This is a genomic window from Bartonella sp. B23, from assembly GCF_053793815.1.
The window spans coordinates 1089550-1116383 of record NZ_CP200033.1 but is presented as its reverse complement, the minus strand read 5'-3'; the positions used below and the strand labels follow the sequence as shown (position 1 = coordinate 1116383).

The 26834-nt window shown below is 37.3% G+C and carries 21 protein-coding genes and 2 tRNA genes; 11 read left to right on the top strand and 12 right to left on the bottom strand.

Features of this window, described 5'->3' with window-relative positions; translation table 11 throughout:
* The first annotated feature begins 139 nt into the window (after positions 1-139).
* Together V4B17_RS05000 and V4B17_RS04995 are read left to right on the top strand one after the other, a co-directional pair.
* A complete protein-coding gene (locus tag V4B17_RS05000) occupies positions 140-2317 on the top strand; it encodes an isocitrate/isopropylmalate family dehydrogenase (RefSeq protein ID WP_455479092.1) in 2178 nt (725 codons plus the stop codon).
* Between the two features lie 1107 nt (positions 2318-3424).
* The gene (locus tag V4B17_RS04995; protein ID WP_455479091.1) at positions 3425-4369 is read left to right on the top strand and encodes an N-acetylmuramoyl-L-alanine amidase; all 945 of its coding nucleotides are present in this window, start codon (positions 3425-3427) and stop codon (positions 4367-4369) included.
* A gap of 885 nt (positions 4370-5254) precedes the next feature.
* Here V4B17_RS04995 and V4B17_RS04990 read toward each other — a convergent pair.
* Positions 5255-6457, bottom strand: coding sequence for a porin (locus V4B17_RS04990; protein WP_455479090.1), 1203 nt, complete (start codon positions 6455-6457; stop codon positions 5255-5257).
* A gap of 299 nt (positions 6458-6756) precedes the next feature.
* On the opposite strand from V4B17_RS04990, the gene V4B17_RS04985 reads away from it, so the two are divergent.
* Positions 6757-6847: transfer RNA gene (locus V4B17_RS04985), tRNA-Ser, on the top strand.
* Between the two features lie 1466 nt (positions 6848-8313).
* Here V4B17_RS04985 and V4B17_RS04980 read toward each other — a convergent pair.
* From V4B17_RS04980 to rpmH, 8 genes are all read right to left on the bottom strand, one after another.
* Positions 8314-8398 (bottom strand) — tRNA-Leu (locus V4B17_RS04980).
* 119 nt (positions 8399-8517) lie between these two features.
* Positions 8518-9138, bottom strand: coding sequence for a 2,3-bisphosphoglycerate-dependent phosphoglycerate mutase (locus V4B17_RS04975; RefSeq protein ID WP_455479089.1), 621 nt, complete (start codon positions 9136-9138; stop codon positions 8518-8520).
* Between the two features lie 29 nt (positions 9139-9167).
* On the bottom strand, positions 9168-9980 hold the full coding sequence (gene dapB, locus V4B17_RS04970; protein WP_455479088.1) for a 4-hydroxy-tetrahydrodipicolinate reductase: 813 nt from the start codon (positions 9978-9980) through the stop codon (positions 9168-9170).
* Positions 9981-10509: 529 nt separating this feature from the next.
* Positions 10510-11202: a glutathione S-transferase family protein gene (locus V4B17_RS04965; RefSeq protein ID WP_455479087.1), complete on the bottom strand. Its 693-nt coding sequence runs from the start codon at positions 11200-11202 to the stop codon at positions 10510-10512.
* A 137-nt stretch (positions 11203-11339) separates the two neighbouring features.
* Positions 11340-11987, bottom strand: a complete 648-nt coding sequence (gene yihA, locus V4B17_RS04960; protein ID WP_455479086.1) for a ribosome biogenesis GTP-binding protein YihA/YsxC — start codon at positions 11985-11987, stop codon at positions 11340-11342.
* A 9-nt stretch (positions 11988-11996) separates the two neighbouring features.
* Positions 11997-13823, bottom strand: a complete 1827-nt coding sequence (gene yidC / locus V4B17_RS04955) for a membrane protein insertase YidC (protein ID WP_455479085.1) — start codon at positions 13821-13823, stop codon at positions 11997-11999.
* Positions 13813-14205 carry a ribonuclease P protein component gene (gene rnpA, locus V4B17_RS04950; protein ID WP_455479084.1) on the bottom strand — a complete coding sequence of 131 codons (393 nt, stop codon included), beginning with the start codon at positions 14203-14205 and terminating at the stop codon, positions 13813-13815. Before rnpA ends, yidC begins: the two co-directional genes overlap by 11 nt.
* A gap of 119 nt (positions 14206-14324) precedes the next feature.
* Positions 14325-14459 carry a 50S ribosomal protein L34 gene (gene rpmH / locus V4B17_RS04945; protein ID WP_455479083.1) on the bottom strand — a complete coding sequence of 45 codons (135 nt, stop codon included), beginning with the start codon at positions 14457-14459 and terminating at the stop codon, positions 14325-14327.
* Between the two features lie 583 nt (positions 14460-15042).
* Here rpmH and V4B17_RS04940 point away from each other — a divergent pair.
* From V4B17_RS04940 to V4B17_RS04920, 5 genes are all read left to right on the top strand, one after another.
* Complete coding sequence (locus tag V4B17_RS04940) at positions 15043-16137, top strand: Mrp/NBP35 family ATP-binding protein (RefSeq protein ID WP_455479082.1); 1095 nt, start codon at positions 15043-15045, stop codon at positions 16135-16137.
* A gap of 639 nt (positions 16138-16776) precedes the next feature.
* Entirely contained in the window at positions 16777-17664 is an 888-nt protein-coding gene (gene rsmI / locus V4B17_RS04935; protein ID WP_455479081.1) for a 16S rRNA (cytidine(1402)-2'-O)-methyltransferase, read from the top strand.
* Positions 17665-17668: 4 nt separating this feature from the next.
* Positions 17669-18037 (top strand): YraN family protein, encoded by a 369-nt coding sequence (locus V4B17_RS04930; RefSeq protein ID WP_455479080.1) that lies wholly within the window; start codon positions 17669-17671, stop codon positions 18035-18037.
* Between the two features lie 106 nt (positions 18038-18143).
* Positions 18144-18389, top strand: coding sequence for a hypothetical protein (locus tag V4B17_RS04925; RefSeq protein ID WP_455479079.1), 246 nt, complete (start codon positions 18144-18146; stop codon positions 18387-18389).
* Positions 18390-18445: 56 nt separating this feature from the next.
* The gene (locus tag V4B17_RS04920; RefSeq protein WP_455479078.1) at positions 18446-19237 is read left to right on the top strand and encodes a pyrroline-5-carboxylate reductase; all 792 of its coding nucleotides are present in this window, start codon (positions 18446-18448) and stop codon (positions 19235-19237) included.
* A gap of 874 nt (positions 19238-20111) precedes the next feature.
* On the opposite strand, the gene V4B17_RS04915 is transcribed toward V4B17_RS04920, so the two are convergent.
* From V4B17_RS04915 to V4B17_RS04905, 3 genes are read right to left on the bottom strand one after another with little or no spacing between them, the layout of a single operon-like run.
* A complete protein-coding gene (locus V4B17_RS04915; protein ID WP_455479077.1) occupies positions 20112-21773 on the bottom strand; it encodes a 4Fe-4S dicluster domain-containing protein in 1662 nt (553 codons plus the stop codon).
* A gap of 3 nt (positions 21774-21776) precedes the next feature.
* Entirely contained in the window at positions 21777-22697 is a 921-nt protein-coding gene (locus tag V4B17_RS04910; protein ID WP_455479076.1) for an electron transfer flavoprotein subunit alpha/FixB family protein, read from the bottom strand.
* Between the two features lie 52 nt (positions 22698-22749).
* A complete protein-coding gene (locus V4B17_RS04905; protein WP_455479075.1) occupies positions 22750-23496 on the bottom strand; it encodes an electron transfer flavoprotein subunit beta/FixA family protein in 747 nt (248 codons plus the stop codon).
* Positions 23497-24098: 602 nt separating this feature from the next.
* Here V4B17_RS04905 and V4B17_RS04900 point away from each other — a divergent pair.
* The 3 genes from V4B17_RS04900 to V4B17_RS04890 all read left to right on the top strand — a co-directional run bounded on the left by V4B17_RS04900 (position 24099) and on the right by V4B17_RS04890 (position 26814).
* Entirely contained in the window at positions 24099-24911 is an 813-nt protein-coding gene (locus V4B17_RS04900) for a hypothetical protein (RefSeq protein ID WP_455479074.1), read from the top strand.
* Positions 24912-25081: 170 nt separating this feature from the next.
* On the top strand, positions 25082-26002 hold the full coding sequence (locus V4B17_RS04895) for a sulfite exporter TauE/SafE family protein (RefSeq protein WP_455479073.1): 921 nt from the start codon (positions 25082-25084) through the stop codon (positions 26000-26002).
* A gap of 2 nt (positions 26003-26004) precedes the next feature.
* Positions 26005-26814: a TIGR02186 family protein gene (locus tag V4B17_RS04890; protein WP_455479072.1), complete on the top strand. Its 810-nt coding sequence runs from the start codon at positions 26005-26007 to the stop codon at positions 26812-26814.
* Positions 26815-26834: the final 20 nt, after the last annotated feature.

Sequence of the window (26834 nt, the reverse complement as noted above, 5' to 3'; positions counted from 1 at the left end):
AACTTGTTATCATATAGCATCAAACTCAGAGTCGCCGCTAAAATCATAAATATAAAATTATTCCTTATGCTGGTATACATCCATGGTATGATAATTTTACTAAGATTTACGTAATTGTTAATGAATGGATAAGCTGATTGTGAAAAAGAAAGTTCTCGTGTTACCTGGTGATGGCGTGGGTGCTGAAGTTTGTGATGCTGCACTGATGGTTTTAGAGCAATTTCAGTTACCGATTGAATTAATTTATGGCGATATTGGTTGGGAATGTTGGAAACAGGAAGGAGATCCTGTTCCTCAAGCAACTTGGAAAAAGATCGCTGAAAGTGATGTTATTTTGCTTGGAGCTGTGACCAGTAAAGGAAAAGAAGCAGCTTTAGAAGAGCTTGCACCGCATTTAAAAGAAAAAAAACTTTCTTATGTTTCTCCGGTCATTCAGCTTCGCCAAAAATTAGATTTGTTTGCAAATGTACGACCTGTAAAGTACATCGTTGGTTCAAGAAAGCCATTTAATTTTTGTGTTATTAGAGAAAATACGGAAGGTTTATACGCAGGATTAGATTTTCGTGGTGTATCGCCTGAAGTAGAGGCATGGTTGAAACATCCTAATTTAGAAAAATATGGTTGTGATGAAGCGGCGTGGACAGTCCGTTTACAAACGCGCTTTGGTCTAGAACGGTTATTTGAATATTCTTTTTCTTATGCACGGCAACATGATTTGAAACGGGTGACTTTTGCCGATAAACCGAGCATTATGCGAGAAAGTGGTCAATTTGTTCAAGAGATTTTTGAGAATATTGCGCAAAATTATCCTGATATCGAAGCAGATATTCATAATGTTGATGCGGTTGCTTTATGGATTGCTACTAAGCCAGAATATTTTGGTGTGATTGTTGCTGAAAATATGTTTGGTGATATTCTCTCTGATCTTGCTGCTGGTGTCATGGGCGGATTGGGGCTCGCACCCAGTGCAAATATAGGAAGCAAAATTGCTTATTTTGAACCTGTCCATGGGAGTGCACCACGCATTGCTGGGCAGAATAAAGCAAATCCTTCTGCTGTGCTTTATACAACTGCGTTGCTTTTAGAGCATTTAGGCTTTCAGGATGCGTCGCAACAATTGTCTCATAGTGTTGATCAAGTTATTCGTGCTGGAAAAATAGTTACCTATGATCTTGGTGGTTTAGCCACTACACGTCAAATGGCACAAGCTGTTCTTAACTCTCTTGTGAAACCTGTTCCTGTTTATCGTGCTGCGATTATTACTGTTGGTGATGAACTCCTTTCAGGACAATATTTGAATACGAATTTACAAGATTTGAGTCAAATCTTAGAAAAGAGAAATATCCAAGTAACACGCCATTTTGTTTGTGCTGATCAATTACAACAAATCAGTGAGACTGTTATTGCTTGTCTTGGGCAAGAAGATCTTATCATTGTTAGTGGAGGCCTAGGCCCAACATCAGATGACAGGACACGCGATGCAATTGCTCAAGCTGTTAAGAAGCCACTGCTTCATGATGAAGATGTTTGGAAAATCATAAAAGCTCAATTGCACAGGTTAGGTGTTATTCCGGACGCCAATAATGCTCGGCAAGCATTATTTCCTGAAACGGCAAAAGTGCTTGATAATCATACTGGTACCGCGCCTGGTTTTTACCTCTCTTGTGATGGAAGTTCGCTTGTTGTTTTGCCCGGCCCGCCTACGCAAGCTCTTGCACTTTTAGAGGATTATTTAAAGTATGGTGAAAAGGAATATTCTCTTGTATCGCGCACTCATTATGCATGGACTTTTATTGGATTAAGTGAAAGTACAATTGCGCATTGGGTTGATCGTCACTTCGCAAATGAGCCATTTGAGCGGCACTTTTTATGGAGAAGTCCTTATATTCTCGTTCAACTAGTTGGCAATTCATCTACGCCTTTGGCACAGCATTTAATCGAAGAGTTTGAAAATAATTTTCGTCCATATTTGGTTGGTGCAGAAATTACCACTGCTTGTCAACAATTAGCAATGCATGTTGGGATTCAATGGTCATCAAAGGATCCGATGCTTTTAAAATATTTTCAGCCTATAGAAAAAAGTGCAGCACATGTTCCATTGCTTGAGGTTGAAATTAGTTTATCGCCTGCTCTGGAGATCTTAGAAAATCAAGAAGAAAGTCTTGGACATGCAACAATGGCTATACGGATTAAAGATTTTGATGATGATCACATTTCTTTTCCTTATACGCGACCACTTCTAGGAAAAGTTTTACAGGAATATGCGGCTTGGTTGGTTCTAAAACAGTATCTGAAAAGGGAGGGTGACAGTCAATAATATCTACACGATTAATGCAAAAATACGCAAACAAAATTATTTGCTGTATCTTCTTTATCGTTTAAAATTTTTAAAGGTGTGAAAAAATATTATTTCTATAGCTTTATTTTGAGAAACAGTCTATGGGATGTATTTTTTAAAGAGATATTTTAGCTGTGTCTCTCAAGTCTTTTTTCTATCTGGTTCGTGAATAATATAATACAAATTCCATTTCTGCCACTTTCTTTATGTTTATAATGGTACGCGCTATCCACGCCATTGTTTTTATCGGTTTCCAATGTTGCGCACTCCTTGTAGTAAAATGGTTGATAAATAGCACATTTAGTTCTTTTACTAATGATTTTTATTTACATATAGATCATCTCTGGATCTCTGATTAAACAGTTTTTGTTTATTGAATATGAGGGTTTGAGACAAAAAAATCTTACTGTATTTGGGATTCGAATTTGCGTTGCAAATTATGAATTATCCTTATAAATCAATATATTGGTTTTAAAATGTAGAGGGAAATGAAAAATTTAAGAGAATCAGAATTCTTTATTGAATAAAGAAGGAATCTTTATCGTTTTTGTTGTGCTCAAGAAAGATCCTTTAAATTCTATTGAAATAGGTATCTATAAAAGATTAATCACGCATATGATTAACCAGTTTTTTGTCAAGAAATTGCCGCAAAATTTTTTAATAAATCAGAAGGATTGTAGTGAAAATAAATGCGATTTGCTACTCGTAATAGAAAATGCAAAGTGTGACTATACATTATTTCAGATTTATAACAAAAATTACTTTGTAATGTTCATAGTTTATATAAATATTAAATGAGTTGTTTATGAATTTTTTACCTCTTGTACTAATTAATTTGTAAAATTATATTAATAAATTAATTTTTTAAATATTTTTATTATTATTTTATTGATATATGTTGGTATTTTATTGTTTTTGATAATTTTTTTATTTTATATATATTTTATTACTTATGTAAATACTAATAACTTATTATCTATGTAGTTAAAATAATTGTTCTCCAATGGCGTTAAGGCTATTTAAAAATACGATCTGTTGTAATGTGTGACGGTACGAGTGAATTGTACAAAAAGAAAGGATTTTTTTATGTATTATATTGATTATAATAGTTATCGTTCCGTCAAAAGCTTTAATCGTCGTGTTCATTTTCTTGTAATGCACTACACCTCTATTGACTTTAAAGCTTCTATCGAAGCTCTTACGGGACTTAAGGTTAGTGCTCACTATCTTGTGCCTGATCCTTCAGAAAAAACGTATACTGAAGCAGGGTTTAAGGATATGCGTATTTTTAATCTGGTTGATGAAAACGAACGCGCATGGCATGCTGGTGTTAGCTCATGGGCTGGACGTAATAATCTTAATGATACATCTATTGGCATTGAAATAGTCAATTTAGCGACTAAAAATGCATATTGTTGTGATGAAACGTATCTTAAAGCTGGATTAAAGGATATGCGTGGTTTTAATCCAGGTGATAAGGATGATCCTGCACAGCAGGTTGGTGCTCACTTATTGTCTGAGGATAGTAAATTAAATGATAAAGCTGCTGAGCATGGGTCAGTTGATTTAGTTTCCTACGATAGTGAAGCATATAGATTTCCTCCCTATAATCCGATACAGATTGACGCAGTTAAACAGCTTGCGCTGAATATCCTTCAACGTTACCCAGATATTATGCCAACCGATGTCGTCGGACACAGTGATATTGCTATTGGGCGAAAAAGTGATCCAGGGGCTGCTTTTCCTTGGAAAGAACTTTATAAAGCGGGTATAGGCGCATGGTATGATGATGAATTAAAAGATCACTATCAGAAGCAGTTTCGTGAGACCCTTCCAGCTAAAGCAGATATTTTAGCAAAACTAAAACAATATGGATACGATATTTCGGCTTCCTTTACAGAAAACGGATATAAGGATTTAATACGAGCTTTTCAGCTTCATTTTCGTCAGGAAAATTATGATGGGGCTCTCGATGTTGAAACAAGTGCCATCATCTATGCATTGGTGGATAAATATTTTCCATTGGGTTAATTCAACTTATTTTAATTTAGATGTGTGTAATTACTACAGTATCATTTTTTTATTAACAGTTATCTTGTGGGATTTGGAGATTGGTTCTTTTGTAAAAAAGAAGATTAGTTGTGGTGTGGACACAAAATGGTAAGTACAGGAGCTAATGGAAACAAGAAGAAAAGTCGGTTTGGCTTATAGGGGCAGACTTTAAGATTCTGTTTTTTTTACCGTGGTAGATACACTTTTCATTAAAAAATGATACATGAAGTTAAAGTGTTGTACACAAATAAAAGAACATGGTCACTAAGAGTGCGTAGAGAAGAAGTGGCGTATTAAATTAATGTATATTTTTAATATCAGATATGAAAAGCAAAGATTGTTGGATTTAAATTTTTGGTATGTAAGTAAAAACTGACAATGCGTGAAAGAAGAGAGAAAGAAAGGCATATGTATTGCAAAAATTGAGGTGTCATCCCTTTTATAATTTTGAAAAAGAGGTAATGCTGCCTCTTTGTGAATATTTTAGCATGTTCACAAATTGCTGGAGATGCGAAAAATTCTGTTCTTCATTTTAACAATGCCATTTTTATATAATCTATTATTTTAAAAATATATTCAGCTTGTTTTTGATGATGCTAGGGTATGAGGTATCGACATAATTTTGATAATAAATACAATGGTAAATTTATATTCTTTGAATCACGTGTAAAAAACCTGTGAAGTGTGTGCAAGCAGTATTCGTTTGGTTGATTTGTTTGGATGGTTTTTGGAAAAGTAAACGGTTTTTGTCAGAGATAGTATCTTATAAATATCACGAGATATTGTTATGATTATTATAGATGGTTAAAAAACAAAAACTGGCAACATCTGTTGCCAGTTTTAGAAAAATGTAAATTTACAAAATCAGAACGAGCGCTGAAGGCGAATCATACCTTGCAAAGCACTTTTTCCTTTCAGAGCATATGTATATGTATCACTGTTTACACCTTTGAGAGTGCGATCATCATTCCAGGAAACATAAGTTAATTCAGGTGTAATCACGAATCCTGGAACAAGCGTGTATTGAATATTTACAGAAGTTGCAAAGGTTTTTACAGCACTATAAGAAACTTGAGCATTCAAATTTGTTTTTGGAGTGAGTTTGTAGGTCGCACCAGTCCAGGCTGCCCAATTTCCTCCCCAGTTTGCGTAAATCGTTGCGCTTTGTCGTGACAGAGCATTGTCATCGTCCTTTGCGTAATAATCAATGCTATTTTTATAACCGCCCATTGCCCAAATGTTCAAACGATCGCCAACATTAAAATCTACGCGCACCTTACCAGCCCATTTTTTATAATAAGAGTCATAGGCAGCAACTGTTGAAAAACCACCCCATTGTTGCATAAACTTCACACCAAAAACCAGATTTGGAGTGTAGCCTTTTATTTTTTTACTTGGAAGCTTATCGTCAGGAACGATAGCAATCTTACCATCGTCGTCAATGTAGTAGTATGTATCTTTGTCAGGAGTCTCAGCGTTGCCTAATTCAGCTCCGATAATAGCAGAAAAGCCAGTGTCGCCACTAAAGGTGTAAGAAATAAAGTTGGTGCGCGTTATACCCGCCGGAGCTATGTCATCATCGTTTATAACGTTGCCGTAGTCACCAGTCCAGCTGTTGAAAATTGTATCATCAAGACCTACACGAAAGCCACCAAGTTCTATGTAAGCAGCGGAGAGCTTTGCACCGGCTGTGTCACGACCATTACCCCAGTGTGAGTAAATCTTTGCATATGAACGAAGTGTTCCTAGTTCTGTTTCGGAAGCAGTTTGAAAAACAAGGGTTAATCGTGATGATGCACCGTAGGTTTTTCCTTTTTTAGCCAGTTCAGCATCAGTTTTTGCACCGATGTCATCACCAGCCAAAAAATCAGCACGAATATTTCCTGACAAACGCATGCAAGTTTCTGTTCCAGGAATGTAAAAATATCCTTTACCATATGCATCGCAAACACGAACATATCCTACAGGTTCTGGTTCTGGTTCTAGAATTACTTTTGAATCTGCTTGTGCTCCAGAGACAACTAGTAAAGCTGCTGTAGAGCTTAAAAAAAATGACCTAATACTCATTATGGACATCCAATGAAAACAGTTTATTTTTGTTAGAATTATTGTTCAAATTATTAAGGGTAAAGATACGCGGTACTCATGATCTATTCCGAATATACTGATCTTTTTTAGATATACAAATATGAAATTAACTTTTTGTAAGATATTTTCTTACTGTTCAAAACAGTGTTGTAAAAAAGACACAATTTTTGTTTTTTAACTTTTATCCTTTTGGATTAAAAAAAGAAAAATCTCAGATATTTTTGAAAAAAATCGAAAATGTCTTGAACTTTCTGTTGATACCATTTATGCACTCCCTTGGAGAGGTGGCCGAGTGGTCGAAGGCGCTCCCCTGCTAAGGGAGTAGGGCCCAAAAGGCTCTCGAGAGTTCGAATCTCTTCCTCTCCGCCATTTTTAGCAAAATCAATGATTCATAGTAGTAGGATTGGAAAGTAATTAAGGGTGGAAATTTTGATTGCTTAATTTTCTTTTTATCCATCTTGGATTTTTTCGTAGCTTTTCGATTTCTTCCACTGCGAGCCTTTTCCTTTTCAGTTGTTTGGGTGGGGAGAAGTGCTGTATTAAATTCGCTTCAGTTTAAAGTGTATTCATTTGTGAAAGTATGGTTTTTGCATTTACTGTATGCATTACTGCCAACGCTTTTTAAATTTATGTACTGGCTTTATAATTTCCTAGATTATGACGTGTTTGCACAAAGTAAGTTGCAAAGATTTTTTTGTAAATTTATTTTCGCTTTTCTCATAAGTGAATGTTATATTTTGATGGATATCCTTCTAGGATTATGGTGCGTTCAGGTAAGATGGGAAGATACTTGATTAGAATTTAAAATTTTTGTCTTAAAGTGAAAAGCGCATCAGTTTCGTGAGGAAAAGGTGAAATGTTATCTTTCATGTCTTTCCATTGATATGAGTAAAATTACCACAATGCACTCTGTGTCAGAGAGAATACAAGTCCAAGCATGTCCATAAATTGTAAAATTTCATCATTATTGATGTTCTTTTTGTGCTTTAGGTCGCTTATCTTCTAATAAACCTTGACAAATTGTTTATTCAGAAACATATCCAAAATATTACAGCGAATCCTTTGCACCATTTATTGCTGTGATAAACTGTTTTTTGATTTTGATGTGGAGTGTTAAAATTTGACGCTTTCATTAAAATGAATGATAGGGGGGTGTTGTACAGTTTTTGTTTCTATGCTCATTTTGTTCGAGCAGTCGTGTAGGTGAAATTTCAATAAGGTTATTTTGTTTTGTTAGGGGATGTGCATCTTTTGCAAGATAAATTTTGGATGTTATTTTTTTAAACTGTTTTGGTACACGCTGTTGATTTTATTATTTAAAATATTGTAGGTAAGTTTTATCGGTTTTAATGATTGCGATATGATAAGAGAGGGATTCAAAAATTTTTCTTTTTAGAAAACGCTAATGCTTTGGAAGTCTAGGATAAATAAAAAATACCTCAAAAAAAATTCTGATTTAGAGTAAATTGCAAAAGTGTGTCGAAAAATCCTATTTCTGACTTTTATTCACGCATCTGATAATTAAAAAAGATACAAAATTAACGCATTATTTGTAACAAAAAAGAGAGCAGTATCTGCTAAAAAAAGACTAATTTTAAGTGTTTCTTTTAATTTTGGTAAGACTAGAAGAAAAATATCTATTTAGAGGTTGTCCACATGTGGGAAAAATTTGAGTATTTTGTGTTGCTAAAAATACCTTGAAGAGAAGAGGCGATTCACAATTTTATACTACCAAGATCCGTCTGATGGCGCTGTAACAACATCATGAAAAATGGTTTATCTTTTTGATTATTTTAAATAATTTTTTAAAAAACAAAGAAAAATTCTTTTACTTTTGGTGCCCAAAAGAGGACTCGAACCTCCACGCCTTGCGGCACAGGTACCTGAAACCTGCGCGTCTACCAATTCCGCCATCTGGGCTTAAAATCCATCTAAGCTTGTGAAGCAGCTCTGTCAATAAAATTATAGGATTTATTCTGCAGTTCGAAATGATTGAATTTTCTTGGAAACTTCTTCAGGCTCCTTATAACTCTGGAAGCCTAAGAGGTGATGATTGTCTTTGAGGAAATCGTTGAGTCAGAATGAAATGTGTAAATTATAGGAATGCCCGTTGCTAATTCTTGAGATATAATCTCTTCACTGTTTAGGCCTTCAAGCGCCATCATAAGAGCACGAAGAGAGTTACCGTGTGCTGCGACTAAAACAGTTTGACAACGCAAAATATGTGGTTGGATATGGTGAAGATAATAGGGCCAAATACGTGCACCAGTATCGCGTAAGCTTTCTCCATTCGGGGGTGCAATGGTATAGGAACGACGCCATATTTGCACTTGTTCTTCTCCCCATTGTCGGCGTGCTTCATCTTTATTCAGACCAGAAAGATTACCATAATCACGTTCATTCAATGTGGAAGTCTTTATCAGTTTCAAATCCGATTGTCCCATTTGTTCTAAAATATGTTGCGCCGTTTTTTGTGCACGCTGTAGGGCAGATGTGTAAGCAATATCAAATTTTAAACCAGTTTCTTTAAGTTTTTTTCCTGCTTTTATTGCTTCTGCATGGCCTTTTTCTGTTAAATCGGGATCTTTCCAACCTGTAAAAAGATTTTTGAGATTCCATTCACTTTGTCCATGACGGATGAGTACAAGTGTGCGTTCCATTTGTGAATTTCCTGCATTATATTGATTATTTAAAGTTTATCGTACAATCCTAAAACATCAAGCATTGAATAAAGACCATTTTTGTGATTTTTTGCCCATAAAGCTGCTTTTAAGGCGCCATCGGCAAAGATAGAGCGTTCCTGCGCTGCGTGTGAAAGAATGATGCGCTCATTGGAGCCGGCAAAAATGACACTATGGTCGCCAACAACCGTTCCACCTCGTGAAGAGGCAAAGCCAATGGTGCCTTTTTCGCGCTTACCTGTATGGTCACTGCGTCTGCTGCCAATAACATTTTGTAGCATGACATTGCGGCCTTCGGCCGCCGCTTGCCCAAGAAGAAGAGCTGTTCCAGAAGGGTCATCAACTTTGTCCGCGTGATGCATCTCATAGATCTCAATATCAAAATCTTCAGATTCTAGTGCTTTTGCAGCTCTTTTTACAAGGTTTGCTAAGAGATTTACTCCAAGGCTCATGTTTTCGGATTTGACAATAGCTGTATATTTTGCAAAATCCACAATTTGTGCTTCTTCTGTTTTGCTAAATCCCGTTGTACCGATGATATGGACAAGCTTTTTTTGAGCAGCATAGTTGGCATAGAGAATACTAGCTTGTGGCTGAGAAAAATCTAAAATACCTTCTGTGTTAGAAAAGGCACTTTCGGGATCATCAGTGATGCGAATACCAATAAAATCTGAACCAATCAGTGTACTGGCATCTTTGTTTACAAAAGGTGATCCCTTGCGCACAAGCACAGAACAAAGTTCGACGTCTTTTTTACACTGGATGGCTGTGATGAGTTCGCGTCCCATTCTTCCATTAGCTCCAACAACTGTAAGGCGCATATTTCTCTCCTTATGATGCTTTATTTCTTGTAGTATAGAAAAATTCTCTCTTTCTTTCCAAGGGTTGTTTTTCTCAATAGAGGAAAAATTTTTTTCCTTTAGTTGTATGAAGGAATTGCTAATTTATAGAAGCACTTGGTGAAAACTCTTTATAGAGTCTAGTAATGTGAATGTCATGCAATACATTTGTTAACATGTATTTTTGCAGGATGAAGGATTACAAATTGGCACCATCATTCTATTTGCAGCTCTTAATGTTGTTTCTGTTCTGGCATGAGGTCGCTTCATAAGAAGTGTATCTGCTTTTTTTAACGGTATTTTTCATTTATTGATATGAGATAGAACTCAATGGGGGTAAAATGAGAGAATATTCTTGTATTGGTAGCTTTCATTCAAGTTGTAAAACGGTGAATTATCTTTATAAGTTAATGTATTATTGTATTATGTATAAAAATGTACAAGATTTTATTGGTGCAAAGATACATGCTTCGCGATGTTAAACATTACTTTTGCCCGTTGGGAGGGATGTTTAGAAGTCAAGATCTGTATAATGAGGGCTTGCTACAATTCCTCGGATGCGATCTGTTAAAAGAGAGCGAAAAGAAGGTCGCGATTTAATTCGCATATACCAGTCTTTGGCAGCAGGAGATTGTTCCCAGTCGATTTCTCCTAGGAAATCAAGTACAGAAACAGAAGCTGCGGCTGCCAGATCAGCATAGGATAATTCAGAGCCGACTAACCAATCGCGAGATGCACAGAGCCAATTTAGATAGTTCATGTGTGGTAGAATATTAGCGCGTGCATTGCGTAAAATTTGTGAATTTGGGGCACCACCGCCAATGGCTAACGGCATTTCACGCTTATAAATGCGTTCTCGCACAATGTGGCGTGTAGATTCATTGTCAAATTTATTTAAAAACCAGTCATTGAGACGGCGTACTTCGGCACGATCTAAAGGATTTGCAGGAAAGAATTTATTCTCTTGTCGTAAACTCCCGTATGTTTCATCTAAATATTCATAGATAACAATGGCTCCTGATAAAGGAAATTCATGTTCATCAAGAAGAACGGGAACATGACCAGCTGGGTTCATTGCGAGAAACTCGTGTCTTCTAGCCCATTCATGTTCTTCAATCAGTTGAGTGTTTATACCATATTCTCCAAGAATAAGGCGTATGAAGCGGGAAGCAGAAGATAGGGGAGAGTGAAAAAGTGTCAGCATAATCTGTATTGTTAAATGGAGTTGATGAAAATTCTTTCAAGTAGCAGAAATTTCTATAAAGGTGCTTTATTGGAAGTACAAGTTTATTAGCAGCAGCTAGCAATTATGTTTAATAAACTATTCACAACAAATGTTGTCTATATTGTAACTGCTTGCAAAATGGCAGCACGCATCTCTTCTAAACCTAGTGCTTTTTCTGAAGACGTTACAAGAAGTTCAGGATAAGCTGCTGGACGCTTAAGAAGCCTTGTTTTGGTGGTTATTATTAACTTTTCAAGGACATTCGATTTTATTTTATCACTTTTGGTCAAAACAATTTGATAAGAAGTGGCTGCTTTATCAAGAAGATCTAGAACATCCGCATCATTCTTTTTTATTCCATGACGTGAATCAATTAAGATATAAACACGTCTTAATGTTGTGCGACCCCGTAAATAGTTAAAAACTAAATTTGTCCACGCATCAACCAGTTTTTTAGGAGCTTTAGCAAAACCATAACCTGGCATATCTACAAGCGCTATAGGGGGGAGATCTTCTGGTTGCCCACTGAAACCATCGGGTACAAAGTAATTAATTTCTTGGGTACGTCCTGGTGTATTTGAGGTACGTGCTAAGTTTTTTTGTTGGATGAGCGCGTTGATCAAAGATGACTTTCCAACATTGGAACGTCCCGCAAATGCGATCTCTGGTGGTCCTTCTGGTGGAAGAAAGTATATTTCTGGCACACCACGGATAAAAATCCAGTTGCGAGAAAAAATTCCAGAAAGGGAAGGATATTTTGTCATTCTTGCACTTCATTTTTGGGGTGATTTTCGCCACATGGCTTTAAGATTATCGAAAAGTTCAATTTTTGCCCCATGACGTTTCATCATGATACCTTGCTGAATCATTGACAATATGTTGTTCCATGCCCAATAGATGACAAGACCAACAGGGAAGGAAGCAAGCATAAAAGTAAAAATGACAGGCATCCACGCGAAGATCATAGCTTGCGTTTGGTCTTGAGGAGCTGGGTTCATACGCATTTGTAAAAACATTGTTATTCCCATGATCAAAGGCCATGCACCAACCATAAGAAACGTTGGAGTTGCGTATGGCAATAAGCCAAACAAGTTAAAAAGGGAAGTTGGATCGGGCGCTGCTAAATCTTTAATCCAGCCAAAGAAAGGTGCATGCCGCATTTCGATGGTGATATACAGAACTTTATAAAGAGCAAAGAATATTGGAAATTGAACCAACATTGGCCAACAACCTGCAAGGGGGTTAATTTTTTGGGTTTTGTACAGTTCTATTATTGCTTGTTGTTGTCTGGTTCTATCATCTGGATATTTTTCTTTTATTTCCAGTAACATTGGCTGTATAAGCTTCATGCGCGCCATAGATTTGTAAGATTTATTTGCCAGGGGGAAGAGAAGCGTTTTCAAGAGTACTGTGACAAGAAGAATGGCGACACCAAAATTGCCTGTTCGCTTATAAAGAATGTCAATGAGAGAAAACATTGGTTTAGTGATAAAATCAAACCAACCCCAATCGATTAAAAGAGCAAACTTCTTAATTTTTAGATCATTTTGATAGTGATTAATGATTTCAACTTGTTTTGCACCAGCAAAAAGATGATTCGTAATGGTTTTTGTTTCATTTGGGGCAATGGTTAACAGTGACCCTAGCACGTCAGACTGATAATGCGTCTGCAAGCGATCAAAATAAACAAATCGACTTGTATATTCTTTATCTTGTGGAGGAATAACCGCTACAGCCCAATATTTATCGGTAATACCAATCCAACCTCCTGTCACTTTGGAGAAAGTTATACTTTTTTGGCCATTATCAGGATTAGGATTAAGTTCCGCTAAATTTTTGTATTGCTCAGTTTTTAGTGAATCACCTGCAATACCTATCATGCCTTCATGAAGCAAATAGGTTGCATTTGTATGCTTTGGTGGAGCCGCACGAGCAACGCGAGCATAAGACGAGAGATATATTGGCTCATCCCCTTCATTGCTGATAGAGTCCTCAATGGTAAACATGTAGTGATCATCAACAGAAAGGATGCGGCGGAAGATTTGTCCCTGTCCGTTATTATAAATTAAAGTGACAGGTGTTGAAGGGGTTAGTGTCGTGTTATTTCCCTCTACTTGCCATTGTGTATCAGATTGTGGCAAAGCTTCAGCTGACAAAGATGAACCTGTAAAACCAAATTCAACAAGGTATGTTATTGTAAATCCTTTTGGGTTTAATAAAGCGATTTCTGGTGATTTCTCATCTACTGTCAGGCGATATCTTTTGAGTAAAAGATCATCAAATTGTGCGCCAACAAGATTAATGGAACCTTCAAGTTCATTGGTTTTGATCGCAATACGGTTTGTTTTAGCCAATACAGCACTTCGGATTTCAGGAGTCATTTGTCTATCAATTATAGATGTTGATCCGTACGTTTGTGCATCGTCAGAAGAATTCGTCATAAGAGCAGAAGGTACTGGCTGTTTTTTTGACAATTGCTGCGCAATTACTTGTTTTTTTTGTAATTCAGCCTGTTTGGGAGCAATATAAAGAAATTGCCATGCGATAAGCACTATGAAAGATAATCCAATGGCGATAAAGAAATTGCGGTTATATTCCATTCGTACTACCTTGTTGCCGTTGCTGGTGTTTTGTTTTTGGTTTTATTCGTCTGTTTAATTCACTGATCAAAGATGTAAAAGACGCATGGAGCGCATCAGGATGTGCTACGATAACATAGTCTGTTCCTGCCTCCATGTTATTTGTTAAACCAACCCTCACTGCTTCGCGCAGACGTCTTTTGATACGATTGCGTTTGACAGCGTTGCCATTTTTGCGTGTAACAGTGAATCCTACACGCGCAAAAAGAGGAGATTTTATTTCTGCTGTTTGTTTATGGGACTTAACTTCGAGCAAAAATAAAGGACCACGCCGTTTTTCTCCTGTGCGTACAGCCAAAAAATCCGCTCTCTTACGAATGCGGCAGAGATATTTTTTCTTCATAAAGAGCGTTTCGCAACTTTGCTAAATGCCTGAAAAAAACAAGCACCAGAGGTTCACAACGAAAACTTCACAACGAAGAAATTATGGGCAATATTCAACTGTTGTGAAAATTTAAATAGTTAAGCGGATAATCGCTTACGTCCACGAGCACGCCTTGCAGCGATAATTCTACGGCCACTTGCTGTTGCCATACGTGCACGAAACCCATGGCGGCGTTTACGGACAAGTTTAGAGGGTTGGTAAGTACGTTTCATTTATTTAAATACCGCGGAGTGCGGCCCTTCTTAATTCTATGGGCAATTATGCGCTAGATGAACAGTCTTATCCTATCATACAGCTGCTAACTCATAAGGAAAAGCATAAAAAAAGTCAATCTTAGATTATTTTTCTGTCTCTTTGATTTAAAAAGATAAAAAACTCCATGGTATAAGAAAAACAATTTTTTTCTACAATAACTTAGCTTACAGTCATTTTTTTGTAACACAAGTGAGTGACTAAGGCGTCAAAGGAGTAAAGAAAGAATCATAGCCTTTTGTTGTACAATAGCAACAAAGTGTATCTGTTTTAATATTAAGGGGTTTGTTCAAATTTTCTTCTTAAAGGCTTTTATGGAAACATTCGTAAAGTGACCGTACGATAAACGTGTTTAATGGGATTTTAACCAAATTTTATGCCCGAGATTTTTATTTGCAGTTGGTTTAGTGTTTTAAAAGAGATAAAATATAGGGTATATACATTTTACAATTCTCATAAAGTAGGAAACTTTAAGTGGTTAAGTTGAAGTGTTTTTGGTTCTTATTGCTGTATTTTCTGGCATTTTTATAGAGAGGAAATGGCATGAGTCCTATCACAAGCGAGGCTATCCGCAACGCGTTACATCAAATCAAAGGACCGGATTTTGAAAATGATATTGTATCATCGGGGCTTCTTTCAGAAATACTGATTGCTCATGGAAAAGTTTTCTTTTCCATTACAGTTCCAGATGGACGTGTGCAAGAATGGGAAGCGTTGCGTCGTGCTGCTGAAGAAGCGGTGAGTGTTATGGATGGAGTTGAATCTGTTGTTGTTACACTTACGGCAGAAAAGAAGTCGATGCTGCCTTCTCAAGTGCATAGAGATGCTGTTTTTTCTAAGCCAAAACGTAAAATAAATGCATTGCCTATGAAAACACCGATAGAAGGTGTACGGCATGTGATTGCGGTTGCTTCTGGAAAAGGGGGGGTTGGCAAATCTACAATGGCAATAAATGTTGCCTTAGCTTTTCAAGATTCTGGTTTCAAAACAGGTTTAATGGATGCGGATATCTATGGCCCGTCTTTGCCACGTTTGACAGGACTTGTTAACAAAAAACCACAGCTCATTGATGGGAAAAAGCTTCAACCTCTCGAAAAATTCGGTCTTAAATTGATGTCGATGGGATTTTTGGTTGAAGAAGAAAAGCCAGTGATATGGCGTGGTCCCATGGTAATGGCGGCTGTGACCCAATTGCTAAGAGATGTTTTATGGGGACCTCTTGACGTTTTGGTGGTCGATATGCCACCAGGTACAGGGGATGCACAATTGACGCTTGCTCAACAGGTGCAGTTGACGGGTGCATTGATTGTTTCTACTCCGCAGGATCTTGCTTTGGTTGATGCGCGTAAAGCGATAGAAATGTTTACGAAAGTTGATGTTCCTATTTTGGGAATCATTGAGAATATGAGCTATTTTATTGCTCCTGATACACGAAAACGCTACGATATTTTTGGCTATGGTGGTGCTCGTGCAGAAGCAAAATGCAGAGGAGTGCCTTTTTTAGCAGAGATGCCGCTTGATGCAGCTTTATGCTCTTCTTCGGATGACGGTATGCCGATCTTTGTTGCTAAGCCTGATGAGGAGCATGCCAGGCTTTATCGTGGGATTGTTGATCAAGTGAAAAACAGATTTTGTTAGATTCACATTTTTCTCATAGGGGTTGCTATGGTACACTGTTAAAAAATACAGAGGGGACGTTTTACAGAAATTACAAAACACGGACGTTTTATTGTAGAATTGAAGATTTCAGATATCAAATAAACTGAACAATAATCATGTAATGGGTGATAATTTTTTATAAATAGGCTGTTCGTTGGTTTTTGTTGAAGGGAGAGAATCGGTTAACGATTTTGATGCAGGTACAAAAAAGAATTTTTTACCACGAAATTTTGGATATTGGTTATATCGTTTAAAATGCCGATTATGGAGAGCATTCGGAATTTAGCTCTTAAAAGCTGAGTAAGCTCGAGATGTAGGAATAGATAGAATTATCGATTCGATTCTTGAAGAAAAACTCTACGCAAAGTTATAAGAAACTATGTGGTGTTTGTAACTGGAAATTCATTTTATTGGAAGCGTAATGATGATGAAAAATGTGTTATAACACCAAGAAAAGCATGGATATTGATGCAAACCATCTTATGATGGTGCGAATGGTTATTTGGGCGGTTTATTTTTTTGTAATGACAATAAAATTGATAAAAATCGATGATGCTCACAGATAAAGATTTTAACGATGGTTGATGAAAAAAGGCTTCTTGATTATGAAAGAAAGGCATGTGTGAAAAAACATATTTTATAGGCACTCATGCTTATTGTGCACCTGTCATAGAACCAGGGCTTTATCTTGTGGCAACGCCTATCGGAAATCTTGCAGATACCACTCTTCGTGCTTTACAGGTGCTCGCGGGGGTTGATATTTTAGCGTGTGAGGATATGCGGGTGACGCGTGTTTTGTTGGAACGCTATGGTATTCGGAAAAAGCCCTTTCTTTATCATGAACATAATGCACAAAAAGCAGGGTTGAAGTTATTAGCGGCTTTGGCAAAAAATAAAACTGTAGCGCTTGTATCAGATGCTGGGACACCGCTTATTTCTGATCCCGGCTTTCGATTAGTGGAAGGAGCGCGCAAAGCTGGTTACAAAATTATTCCAATTCCTGGCGCATCAGCTCTTTTAGCTGCTCTTGTCACGGCGGGACTTCCCACTGATAGCTTTTTCTTTGCTGGTTTTTTGAGTGCACGAAAAGTACAGCGTCAAAAACGCTTGGAACAGTTAAAAACCATCCCTGCCACTTTGGTTTTTTATGAATCGCCACATCGTCTTGTCGAGACTTTACAGGATATGGTCTCTCTTTTTTCGGCCGATCGTCCTGCTGCAATTTGCCGTGAATTAACAAAAAAGTTTGAAACAGTAGATGTTTCCAATTTAGGAAATTTGTTCGAAAGCTATAGGAAACAAGCATATATTCGGGGGGAAATTGTTGTGCTTGTTGGGGAAGCACTTTCTTCTTTGGAAGTGATGAGTGATCAAGAAATTGATGAAATATTATTAGAATTAGCGCGTACGCATTCTGCGGCTAAGGCAGCTGCTTTGGCGGCAAAGAAAACTGGCTTAAAAAAGCAAGAGCTTTTTCAGCGGTTGAATTTTTTGAAGGATGCATAAGCTTATGCAAAAACAACGAAAACAAAAATCTTTCTATCGGGGTATTCGTGCAGAAAAATGGGCAGCTTGGTGGTTACGTCTCAAAGGCTTTCACATCGCTGAAATTCGTTTTAGAACAAAATGTGGTGAAATTGATTTAATTGCACGGCGTGGAAATCTTGTTTTAATCGTTGAGGTAAAAGCACGTTCAACATTGGCTGAAGCAATGGCTGCGGTTTCTTGGGTAAATGAAAAGCGCATTGAGGCAGCAGCCGATATTTGGCTAACACGACAAAAAGATCATGCTCTTTTATGTGTACGCTTTGATCTGATCGCAATTTTGCCGTGGAGTTTGCCGCAACATATCCCCGCATTTTTTACGTCTGGTAAATAAGAATTTCTATACCATTTTAACTATGGTAGGTGAGAAACATTTTGTTTTTATATCCGCATCGGATAGAAAAAGTGTGTCATAGTTTGAAGATTATTAGGAGCAAAATATGGATGATTATGAAAAGTTTGCAACAGGTTTATCGATTATTTTTGGAGTGCTGATTATTGGTGGTTTAATGGCAATGCACATTGTTCTTATGAATAAGCCAGGTTTTTTATTTGCCTTAGCAGCTGCTGTCTTTGGTTGGTTTTCTGCTTTTGCAGTTCTTTTTGATAAACCAAAAATTTATTTGGGATTGATTATTTTTGCTGTGTTATGTGTTGCTTCTTCAATTAGTTTTTATGTCAATTAAAATGTATGAACTGTTGGTGTATCTTCCTTTAAAATTATTAAAAGTAAGGAGTAGAAATGAAAGTTGGTTTTTTGGGAACAGGTAAAATCAGTGTTTCAATGGTTGATGGCTTAATGAAGAGTGCTTTTGATGTTTCTTCTATTATCATTTCGCCACGCAATGCGCAAAATGCAGAGCGTCTTTCGCGCAATTATGATAAGGTCATAATTGCTGAAAATAACCAAGCGTTGCTGGATGTTAGTGATTGTGTTTTTCTTTGTTTGCCAAACCAAATTGCAAAAGAAATTCTGCGTCCTCTTCATTTTTGCTCGGAACAGCTTGTCATTTCCGTTCTTGCTATGGCAAAAGCAGCAGAAGTTGAAGAGTGGATCAATCATGAGGTTTATCGTGCTGTTCCACTTCCTTTTGTAGAAGAATGTAAAAATTTGACACCAATTTATCCGGATCACCCATTTTTACGCACTTTATTTGATGCGTTGGGTGGTACATTGGTGTTGGATGCGGAAGAGCAGTTTAATCTTTTTATGACCGCTGGTTCATTGATGGGGGTTTATTTTAATTTTATAGAAACAGCACATCAATGGTTGGTGATGCAAGGGTTAAAAAAAGAGCAGGCAGCAGATTTTCTCGCCATGATGTTTGGAAATCTTACCGATGAAATGCGCAAAATTATAGCTACGGATTGTTCTAAAGCTCTCGATTTTGCAATGCTTGAGAAAGAGTTTTCAACGAAAGGAGGCACAAATGAACTTTTGTCAAACTGTTTTTCTCGCCAAGGAGGAAGGAATGCTTTAATAACGGCTCTTGAGGCTACTTTGCAAAAAATGAATTCTCCCTTTATACATTAAAGTGCTGGACTCATATTTTTTTGATTTCAATGAAAAGGGTATTGGTATGTTTGTTTAGATTTATGTGAATACGGATATACCAAATTTTTTACTACACATCTTTTTAAGAGAAAGAATACTGATATTCAAGACTTATTCTATAGTAATAAGTTGATTTGTGATGATAATTCATTATTTGCAGTTTGAACGAGAATATTAACAGTAAGCTTTTTTTATTTTAACTCCTCTTATAATGGATAAAAAATATTTTTGTATGTTACAAAAAAGACCAACATATCAACAAAAAACCGTTTAAAAATAGCAAAATATGCTGTTTATGAATCGAGCTCATAATACAAAAGTTGGCGCAATATTTTGAGCAGGAAAATAGAATGGTGATATCGGTTTGTATTTTTATAAACATACAGGATGATCGCGTTTAATGAATCCTGCCTTATGCTTTTTGTGGAGGATAGCCTAGAAAGGGGGAATTGCGTGGAGATGGTGCTCCAAAGTAAATTTGTGAATGAGTAGCGTAATGGCATGTTATTTTTTTTAGGAAAAAGAATAAGAAAAGTAAAAACGTGAATCGGTGTCGCGCGATCTCTATCATTTGTTGTTGTGGGGACGGGCGGTGGTTTGCACTTTTATGAAAAATGGAAAAAATATCTTTATCGTTTATAGATAAAAAGTTTTTAAGAACAGTATATTATAGATTTTTTTATAAAAATCATGTGTTAGTAAAAATGTTTTATTGTGGAAGTGGTGATAGAGTATGTTCTGTTTGGTGAAAGAACATGTGCATTGATGGTATCAAATGGGATTTTGATGTAAGGGAAAGCGCTCTTGTTGATTGCGCTTTTTACGTTATTATTTTTGTGGAATGAACAAATGATTACATGTTTAGATACAAGGGGCCTTCGTTGCCTTGTGGACAGATCCAATTGATATTTTGATTGGGATCTTTGATGTCGCAGGTTTTGCAGTGTATGCAGTTGGAAGCGTTGATAACATAAGTTTCATGATTATCCTGGTCTAGCCATTCGTAGACAGCGGCAGGGCAATAGCGTGTGGAAGGCCCTCCATAGATTGTATATTCGGAGTCTTTTTGTTTTTCTAATGAGGCTATTTTTAAATGGCAAGGTTGGTTTTCTTCATGATGCGTATTAGAAAGCGCGATACTGGAAAGGCGATCAAAGGTTACAACACCATCTGGTTTTGGATAAGCGATGGGTTGAAATTTTTCTGCTGGTTCAAGACATGCATAATCTGCTTTTCCGTGAGAGAGTGTTTTAAATAAGGAAAATCCGAATAATTGTTGCCACCACATATCAAAGCCAGCAAGCTTAATCCCATATTTTGTGCCAAATTTTGTCCAGAGTGGTTTGACGTTGCGTGCTTTATAAAGATCTTCACCAATGGGACCTTTTCGCCAATGTTCTTCGATTTCTCTAATTTCATCATGGGCGCGACCTTGTGCAAGAGCTGTAGCGATTTCATCGGCTGCTAATATGCCAGATAAAATAGCATTGTGTGATCCTTTGATACGAGGAACATTAACAAAACCAGCAGAACAGCCAATAAGCGCTCCACCGGGAAAGGTAAGCTTTGGTACAGATTGCCAACCACCTTCGCTGATGACGCGTGCGCCATAGGAAAGACGTCTTGCGCCTTTGAAGATTTCATAGAGTTTTGGATGTGTTTTAAAACGCTGAAACTCTTCGAAGGGAGAAAGATAGGGATTTTTATAATCTAAGTGTACAACAAAACCAACAGAAATTAAATCGTCTTCTTGATGATAAAGGAAACCGCCACCGCCGGTATTATTGTCTAAGGGCCAACCGGCGAAATGCTGGACTAAACCAAGTCTGTGTTTTTGGGGATCAACTTTCCAGAGCTCTTTGAGACCGAGACCAAATTTTTGTGGTTCACGATTTTTGCTAAGATCGAATTTCTGTATCAGTTGTTTTGCAACGGAACCACGCGCTCCTTCCGCAATTAGAGTATATTTTGCTAATAAAGCCATACCAGGCATATAATTTTTTCCAGGGGTTCCATCTTTGTTAAGACCCATATCACCTGTGAGAACACCAATGATAGCTCCATTATCATCCTGGATGGTTTCTGATATGGCAAAACCAGGATAGATTCCAACGCCGAGTGCTTCGGCTTTTTTGCTTAACCAACGACAAACACTACCGAGTGAAACGATATAGCAACCATCATTTGATAAGATTTTTGGGCGAAAAATATTGGGAAATATTGTGGCGCGTTTTGGCTTTAGAAAAAAAAATTGATCACTGGTGACAGGTGTTTTGAAGGGATGATCACGCTCATTTCTCCATTCTGGCAAGAGTGTATCAATGCCGATGGGATCAACAACTGCACCAGACAGAATATGTGCACCAACTTCGCTCCCTTTTTCAACAATTGTAACAGAAAGTTCGGGATTAATCTGTTTTAGACGAATTGCGGCAGAGAGTCCTGCGGGTCCTGCTCCGACAATCACTATGTCAAATTCTATACTTTCACGTTGCTGATGCAAAGATGCATGCATGGCTTATAAAGCTTTCTCTAACTCAGGAATAATGTGGTGAAGATCGCCTACAAGGGCATAATCAGCAATTTGCATGATGGGAGCCTCTGCATCTCTATTAATGGCTACAATAACCCGTGCATCCATTATACCCGCTAAATGCTGGATTGCGCCGGAAATACCGACAGCGATATAGAGCTCAGGGGCAACGACTTTACCTGTTTGCCCAATTTGCAAATCATTAGGGGCATAGCCAGCGTCAACCGCTGCACGGCTGGCACCTAAAGCAGCTTTTAGCTTGTTTGCGAGGGGTAGAAGGAGTGCCATAAATTGCTCTTGTGAACCAAGACCACGCCCGCCTGATATAATAATGCGTGCTGAGGTAAGTTCAGGGCGATTACTTTTGTTTGTTTCTTCCTTCACGAAAGAGGAAAGATTCGGATTTGGAGCTGGTTTTATTATTTTAATGGGGGCAGCGTTATTTTGGAAGGGGGCTGGTGTGAAAGATGCTGTACGAACTGTTATCACCTTTTGACGATCATTGCTGCGTACAGTTTCCAATGCATTTCCTGCATAAATTGGTCGTTTGAAGGTATTGGGTGCAAGAACGGCGACAATGTCTGAAATTTGCATAAGATCAAGGAGAGCAGCTACGCGCGGCATTACATTTTTGCCAGTACTGGTAGAGGCAGCCATGATCACATCATAATCATTTGCCAATTTTACAATTGTATTCGCCATAGGTTCAGCCAGTTGATGTGCCAAATAATCAGATTCAGCGATAAGAATTTGTCGCACATCAGTGAGTTTAGCAGTGTTTTCAGCGATTGCTTGAACCTTTGAGCCACAAACCATAATATCGATGTCGTTGCTGATTGCGTGAGCAGCGGTGAGTGCTTTTGCAGTTTCTTCTATATTGTGTTCGGCTAATAAAAGAATTGCCATATGTTTTTACCTTTTTATACAGCGTTGCTTTTGATCTCTTGTTTATAGAATATTAAATGCATTTTTTTTGTTTTAGCGCATTGACAAGTTCTGCTACATTATCCACTTTGATCCCGGGTTGGCGGTTTTTGGGCTCTTCAACGCTAAGAATTTCTAAACGCGTTCGCGTATCTATGCCAAAATCAGCAAGCGCTTTTTGTTCAATGGGTTTCTTTCTTGCTTTCATGATATTGGGCAGAGAGGTATAACGCGGTTCGTTTAAGCGCAAATCAGCGGTCATAACTATGGGAAGAGGAAGGCAAATGGTTTGTGTGCCGTTATCTACTTCGCGGATGACTGTTGCGTGGCCGTTTTTTATGTCTAAATGCGAGGCAAAAGTTGCTTGTCCCCATCCAAGAAGAGCTGCGAGCATTTGTCCAGTTTGGTTACTATCGTCATCAATCGCCTGTTTTCCCAAGAAAACCATATCTGGTTTTTCTTCATCAACAATAACCTTGAGAATCTTGGCAATTGCTAAAGGTTCAAGTGTTTTGTCCGTTGTTACAAGGAGTGCGCGATCGGCACCCATTGCAAGTCCTGTTCGTAGGGTTTCTTGCGCTGCTTCTGATCCAATGGAAACAAGAATAACTTCGGAAATTTTGCCAGATTCTTTTTGACGGATTGCTTCTTCCACGGCGATTTCGTCAAAAGGGTTCATAGACATTTTTACGTGGGATAGATCAACGCCTGTGCCATCAGGTTTGACGCGTATTTTGATATTATAATCAACAACACGTTTGACGGCGACAATTATCTTCATAGTGATCCTCTTTGTTTTTCTGATTACAAGTTTATAGTAATCTTCATAAGAAACCAAATCGTTTAAGACTGAATTTTACCTATCATTGATTTTTTCATTGCATAAGCTTTCTTACATCTGTTTATACCCTTTTATCATTGTGATTCATCTCTATTTTGTTTTTTTGTGCAATTTAATAATTGCTACCTTTGTTTGAATAAAAAGTAAAAAACAATGAATATTTATTTTAACTAAATGCGTTTGTCATAGTTTGTAAAACAGTTTTAAAAGAACTTAAAATAAATGATGTAGAATGGTAAATGGTATCCGAATAGCAAAATAAGGATAGCCTTTTTAAATTCCGCATGCGGTTAACTGATCAATAGGAATTTAATGTAATGGTCAAGAGAGCAAAAAAAGAAAAAATGGAGGAATGACTTTCCAATTCAAATCTTGAGAGTAGTAAAATCAAATTCACTCACTTCAATGTTGTTAGAAAATGTTTTCGGAAATTCTTAAAGCTCTATTTACCAAAATAAAGCATACTTCTTACTCATTTATGAGATTCTTTGCAGAAAATTAATGAAGTGTAACATTTGTAAAGAGAATGAGGGGTAGCATTTTTGAATACGAAGAGTCAGACTGTAAAACAAGTTAAGCCTCATGACCCCCCTTTTTTTGTTGTTGAGCAAAAGGAGAAAAGGGATGTGCCTACCGAAGTAACGATGTCGGACATTGCTAAAAAGTTACGCTCTGTTTATGCACAAATGCAGATGAAGCGTTCACCTCGCCATTTGACATCGCAAAGTTTTGTGGAAGAGAGTTTTAAATCTTATTTGGATGACATTAGTCGGGCAATTTTGGCTGAGTACTATATACGTCGCCAAAAAGAGAAAAAGCTTTTTGAGGATTTAGAGCAGATTAAAATGCTTATTCAGAATTTGCATAGCGAAAAGAAAAACCCAGAGGAAGCAGCAGTAACACGACGTATGTCTCATTCAAAATCGCTTGATTCTGTTGTGCAACATCTTGCTCATATGGCATGTGAGGGAAATCAAGAGTGTTCTTCTCCCCAGGAGATACCAAATTTTTCAGAACAAAACAGCATAACCTTAAGCAAAATAAATGTTGAAAACGCGTTGCAACAAGGCGATAAAAGCTTTTCCCCAATGGATGCTATGAAGCCTTCTTTAAAAGAGAATGAAGAACTTGTGGGGCATCCTGCAATAATAGAAGAAAGGTGCTCTGATGTTCAAGTATCTGGCCGTTGCACTGAGAATGATCAGTTTCCTTCCTTAAAGGCGGAGTCTGTAGGAATTCCATTTTTTTTATGTTATCCTATTAAAAAATTTCTTCTTTGTTTTTTAATCATTGCATTTGTGGCAGCGATAACGTTATGCTTTTATGGCTTTTTAAGAGGAGTTCGTTTTTTTTAGTTTTACAATGTTATGTTAATAGATATGAGGTGTGTTGCGCAGTCGTGATTTTGCGAAGGCATGTATGGCATCTAAAATTTTCTTTCTAAACATGCGACGAGAATTATTGAAGAATGAGCTTTGAAAATTGTACAAAAAATAAACTTCATATTGTATTGAAAGTTTTATAAGTGAGTATTTATTTACCAATTGCCGAAATGTCGCTCAATATGCTGATCTTGATTGGTATGGGGGTGGTTGCTGGTTTTTTTTCAGGTCTTTTTGGGATTGGTGGTGGTTTTCTTATTACACCTTTATTGATTTTTTATAATATTCCTCCTGCCATTGCTGTTGGAACAGGGGCTAACCAGATGATTGCATCATCTGTAACGGGGGCAATTACACATTTTAGAAGACGCACTCTTGATATTAAACTTGGTATTCTTTTAGCGACTGGAGGGGGAATCGGCTCTCTGATCGGGATTCAGATCTTTTCTGTTTTGAAGAAATTGGGTCAATTAGATTTAATGATCTCGCTTCTTTATGTGGTTTTACTCGGAAGCGTAGGAAGTTTGATGATCATTGAAAGTTGGTGCGATATGATACGTCAGCGCAAGACACAAAAATCTAATATTCGTATTGCTGGTAGACATAATTGGATCCATCGTTTGCCATTAAAAATGCGTTTTCGGACATCAATGATATATGTTAGCATCATTCCAGTCTTAGGGATTGGTTTGATTGTTGGGTTGTTGTCTTCTATCATGGGAATTGGCGGAGGATTCTTTATGATACCAGCATTGATTTATCTTCTGCGTGTCTCAACCAGTGTGGTGATTGGAACTTCACTTTTTCAGATTACATTTGTATCCTCTTTTACTACAGTTTTGCAAAGTGTAAGTAATCAGTCAGTTGATATTGTTTTGGCCTTTTTGCTGATGATTGGAGGCAGTATTGGTGCGCAGTATGGAACGCGAGCTGGACGGAAGTTAAAGTCTGAACAATTGCGTATGGCACTTGCATTTTTGGTGTTGATTGTATGTATGCGTCTTGCTTTTCAATTATTCGTACGTCCTGATAATCTTTTTTCTCTCGATATTCTTATGAGATAAAAATGGGTAGGTTACTTTCTTTATACATCATTGCAAGTTGTTTTTATGTGGTTTTTTTTTCTACGGTGGTACATGTCGGTGCGAAAACTGCATTCATTGATCAAGTTGATCATGAAACTATCCAAATAATCGTAACAACCAATACAATTACGGTTGATGCACATTTTGATGGTCGTGATTTTTACATTGCCGGTGTTTTAGAAAATATTGATCCGTTATATTCTCGACAGAATCGTTATGATATTGTCGTTAGCTTGGAAGGGCAAGCTCGGCCAGTAGTCATGCGGGAAAAAAAACGTAATGCTGGAGTTTGGGTTAATGCAGATTCCCTTATTTTTAAAAATGTTCCTCTTTTTTATTCGATGGTTACAACGCGTGAGATTGAGGATATTGCTAGTGTTGAAGATTATAAACGCTTAGGATTAGGATTATCTTATTTTTTGCTGCAGACGGATGAACAAGATCAGGAGAAAATACAAATTTTTCGTGATGAACTTATAAAATTGCAAAAAGCTAAAAATCTTTATAATGAGGAAGTGGGCGGTGTTCGTTTTGGTTCTGGCACACTTTTTACAGCACATTTTCGGTTACCAGCAAATACTCCTGTTGGGCATTACCAGGCTCGTGCTTATCTTTTTCGGGATGGACAGTTTATTGATAGTGCGACAACGACTCTTGAAATCGCTAAAGCACATATTGCCTATACAATTTTCCAAGCAGCTCACAAGCATGGTTTTTTATATGGTATTGTTGCGGTAATCACAGCTATCAGCACAGGGTTTTTATGTCGTTTAATTTTTCGAAAAGACTAGCAAAGGGAAATACTAAGGCA

Bases quoted from the DNA above. Each gene is read 5' to 3' on its own strand.
- V4B17_RS04915 (WP_455479077.1), bottom strand. From the start codon at position 21,773: ATGCATGCATCTTTGCATCAGCAACGTGAAAGTATAGAATTTGACATA.
- V4B17_RS04965 (WP_455479087.1), bottom strand. From the start codon at position 11,202: ATGCTGACACTTTTTCACTCTCCCCTATCTTCTGCTTCCCGCTTCATA.
- V4B17_RS04890 (WP_455479072.1), top strand. From the start codon at position 26,005: ATGGGTAGGTTACTTTCTTTATACATCATTGCAAGTTGTTTTTATGTG.
- V4B17_RS04910 (WP_455479076.1), bottom strand. From the start codon at position 22,697: ATGGCAATTCTTTTATTAGCCGAACACAATATAGAAGAAACTGCAAAA.
- V4B17_RS04975 (WP_455479089.1), bottom strand. From the start codon at position 9,138: ATGGAACGCACACTTGTACTCATCCGTCATGGACAAAGTGAATGGAAT.
- V4B17_RS04990 (WP_455479090.1), bottom strand. From the start codon at position 6,457: ATGAGTATTAGGTCATTTTTTTTAAGCTCTACAGCAGCTTTACTAGTT.
- V4B17_RS04940 (WP_455479082.1), top strand. From the start codon at position 15,043: ATGAGTCCTATCACAAGCGAGGCTATCCGCAACGCGTTACATCAAATC.
- dapB (WP_455479088.1), bottom strand. From the start codon at position 9,980: ATGCGCCTTACAGTTGTTGGAGCTAATGGAAGAATGGGACGCGAACTC.
- rpmH (WP_455479083.1), bottom strand. From the start codon at position 14,459: ATGAAACGTACTTACCAACCCTCTAAACTTGTCCGTAAACGCCGCCAT.
- rsmI (WP_455479081.1), top strand. From the start codon at position 16,777: ATGTGTGAAAAAACATATTTTATAGGCACTCATGCTTATTGTGCACCT.
- yihA (WP_455479086.1), bottom strand. From the start codon at position 11,987: ATGACAAAATATCCTTCCCTTTCTGGAATTTTTTCTCGCAACTGGATT.
- V4B17_RS04925 (WP_455479079.1), top strand. From the start codon at position 18,144: ATGGATGATTATGAAAAGTTTGCAACAGGTTTATCGATTATTTTTGGA.
- yidC (WP_455479085.1), bottom strand. From the start codon at position 13,823: ATGGAATATAACCGCAATTTCTTTATCGCCATTGGATTATCTTTCATA.
- V4B17_RS04920 (WP_455479078.1), top strand. From the start codon at position 18,446: ATGAAAGTTGGTTTTTTGGGAACAGGTAAAATCAGTGTTTCAATGGTT.
- V4B17_RS04905 (WP_455479075.1), bottom strand. From the start codon at position 23,496: ATGAAGATAATTGTCGCCGTCAAACGTGTTGTTGATTATAATATCAAA.
- V4B17_RS04995 (WP_455479091.1), top strand. From the start codon at position 3,425: ATGTATTATATTGATTATAATAGTTATCGTTCCGTCAAAAGCTTTAAT.
- rnpA (WP_455479084.1), bottom strand. From the start codon at position 14,205: ATGAAGAAAAAATATCTCTGCCGCATTCGTAAGAGAGCGGATTTTTTG.
- V4B17_RS04930 (WP_455479080.1), top strand. From the start codon at position 17,669: ATGCAAAAACAACGAAAACAAAAATCTTTCTATCGGGGTATTCGTGCA.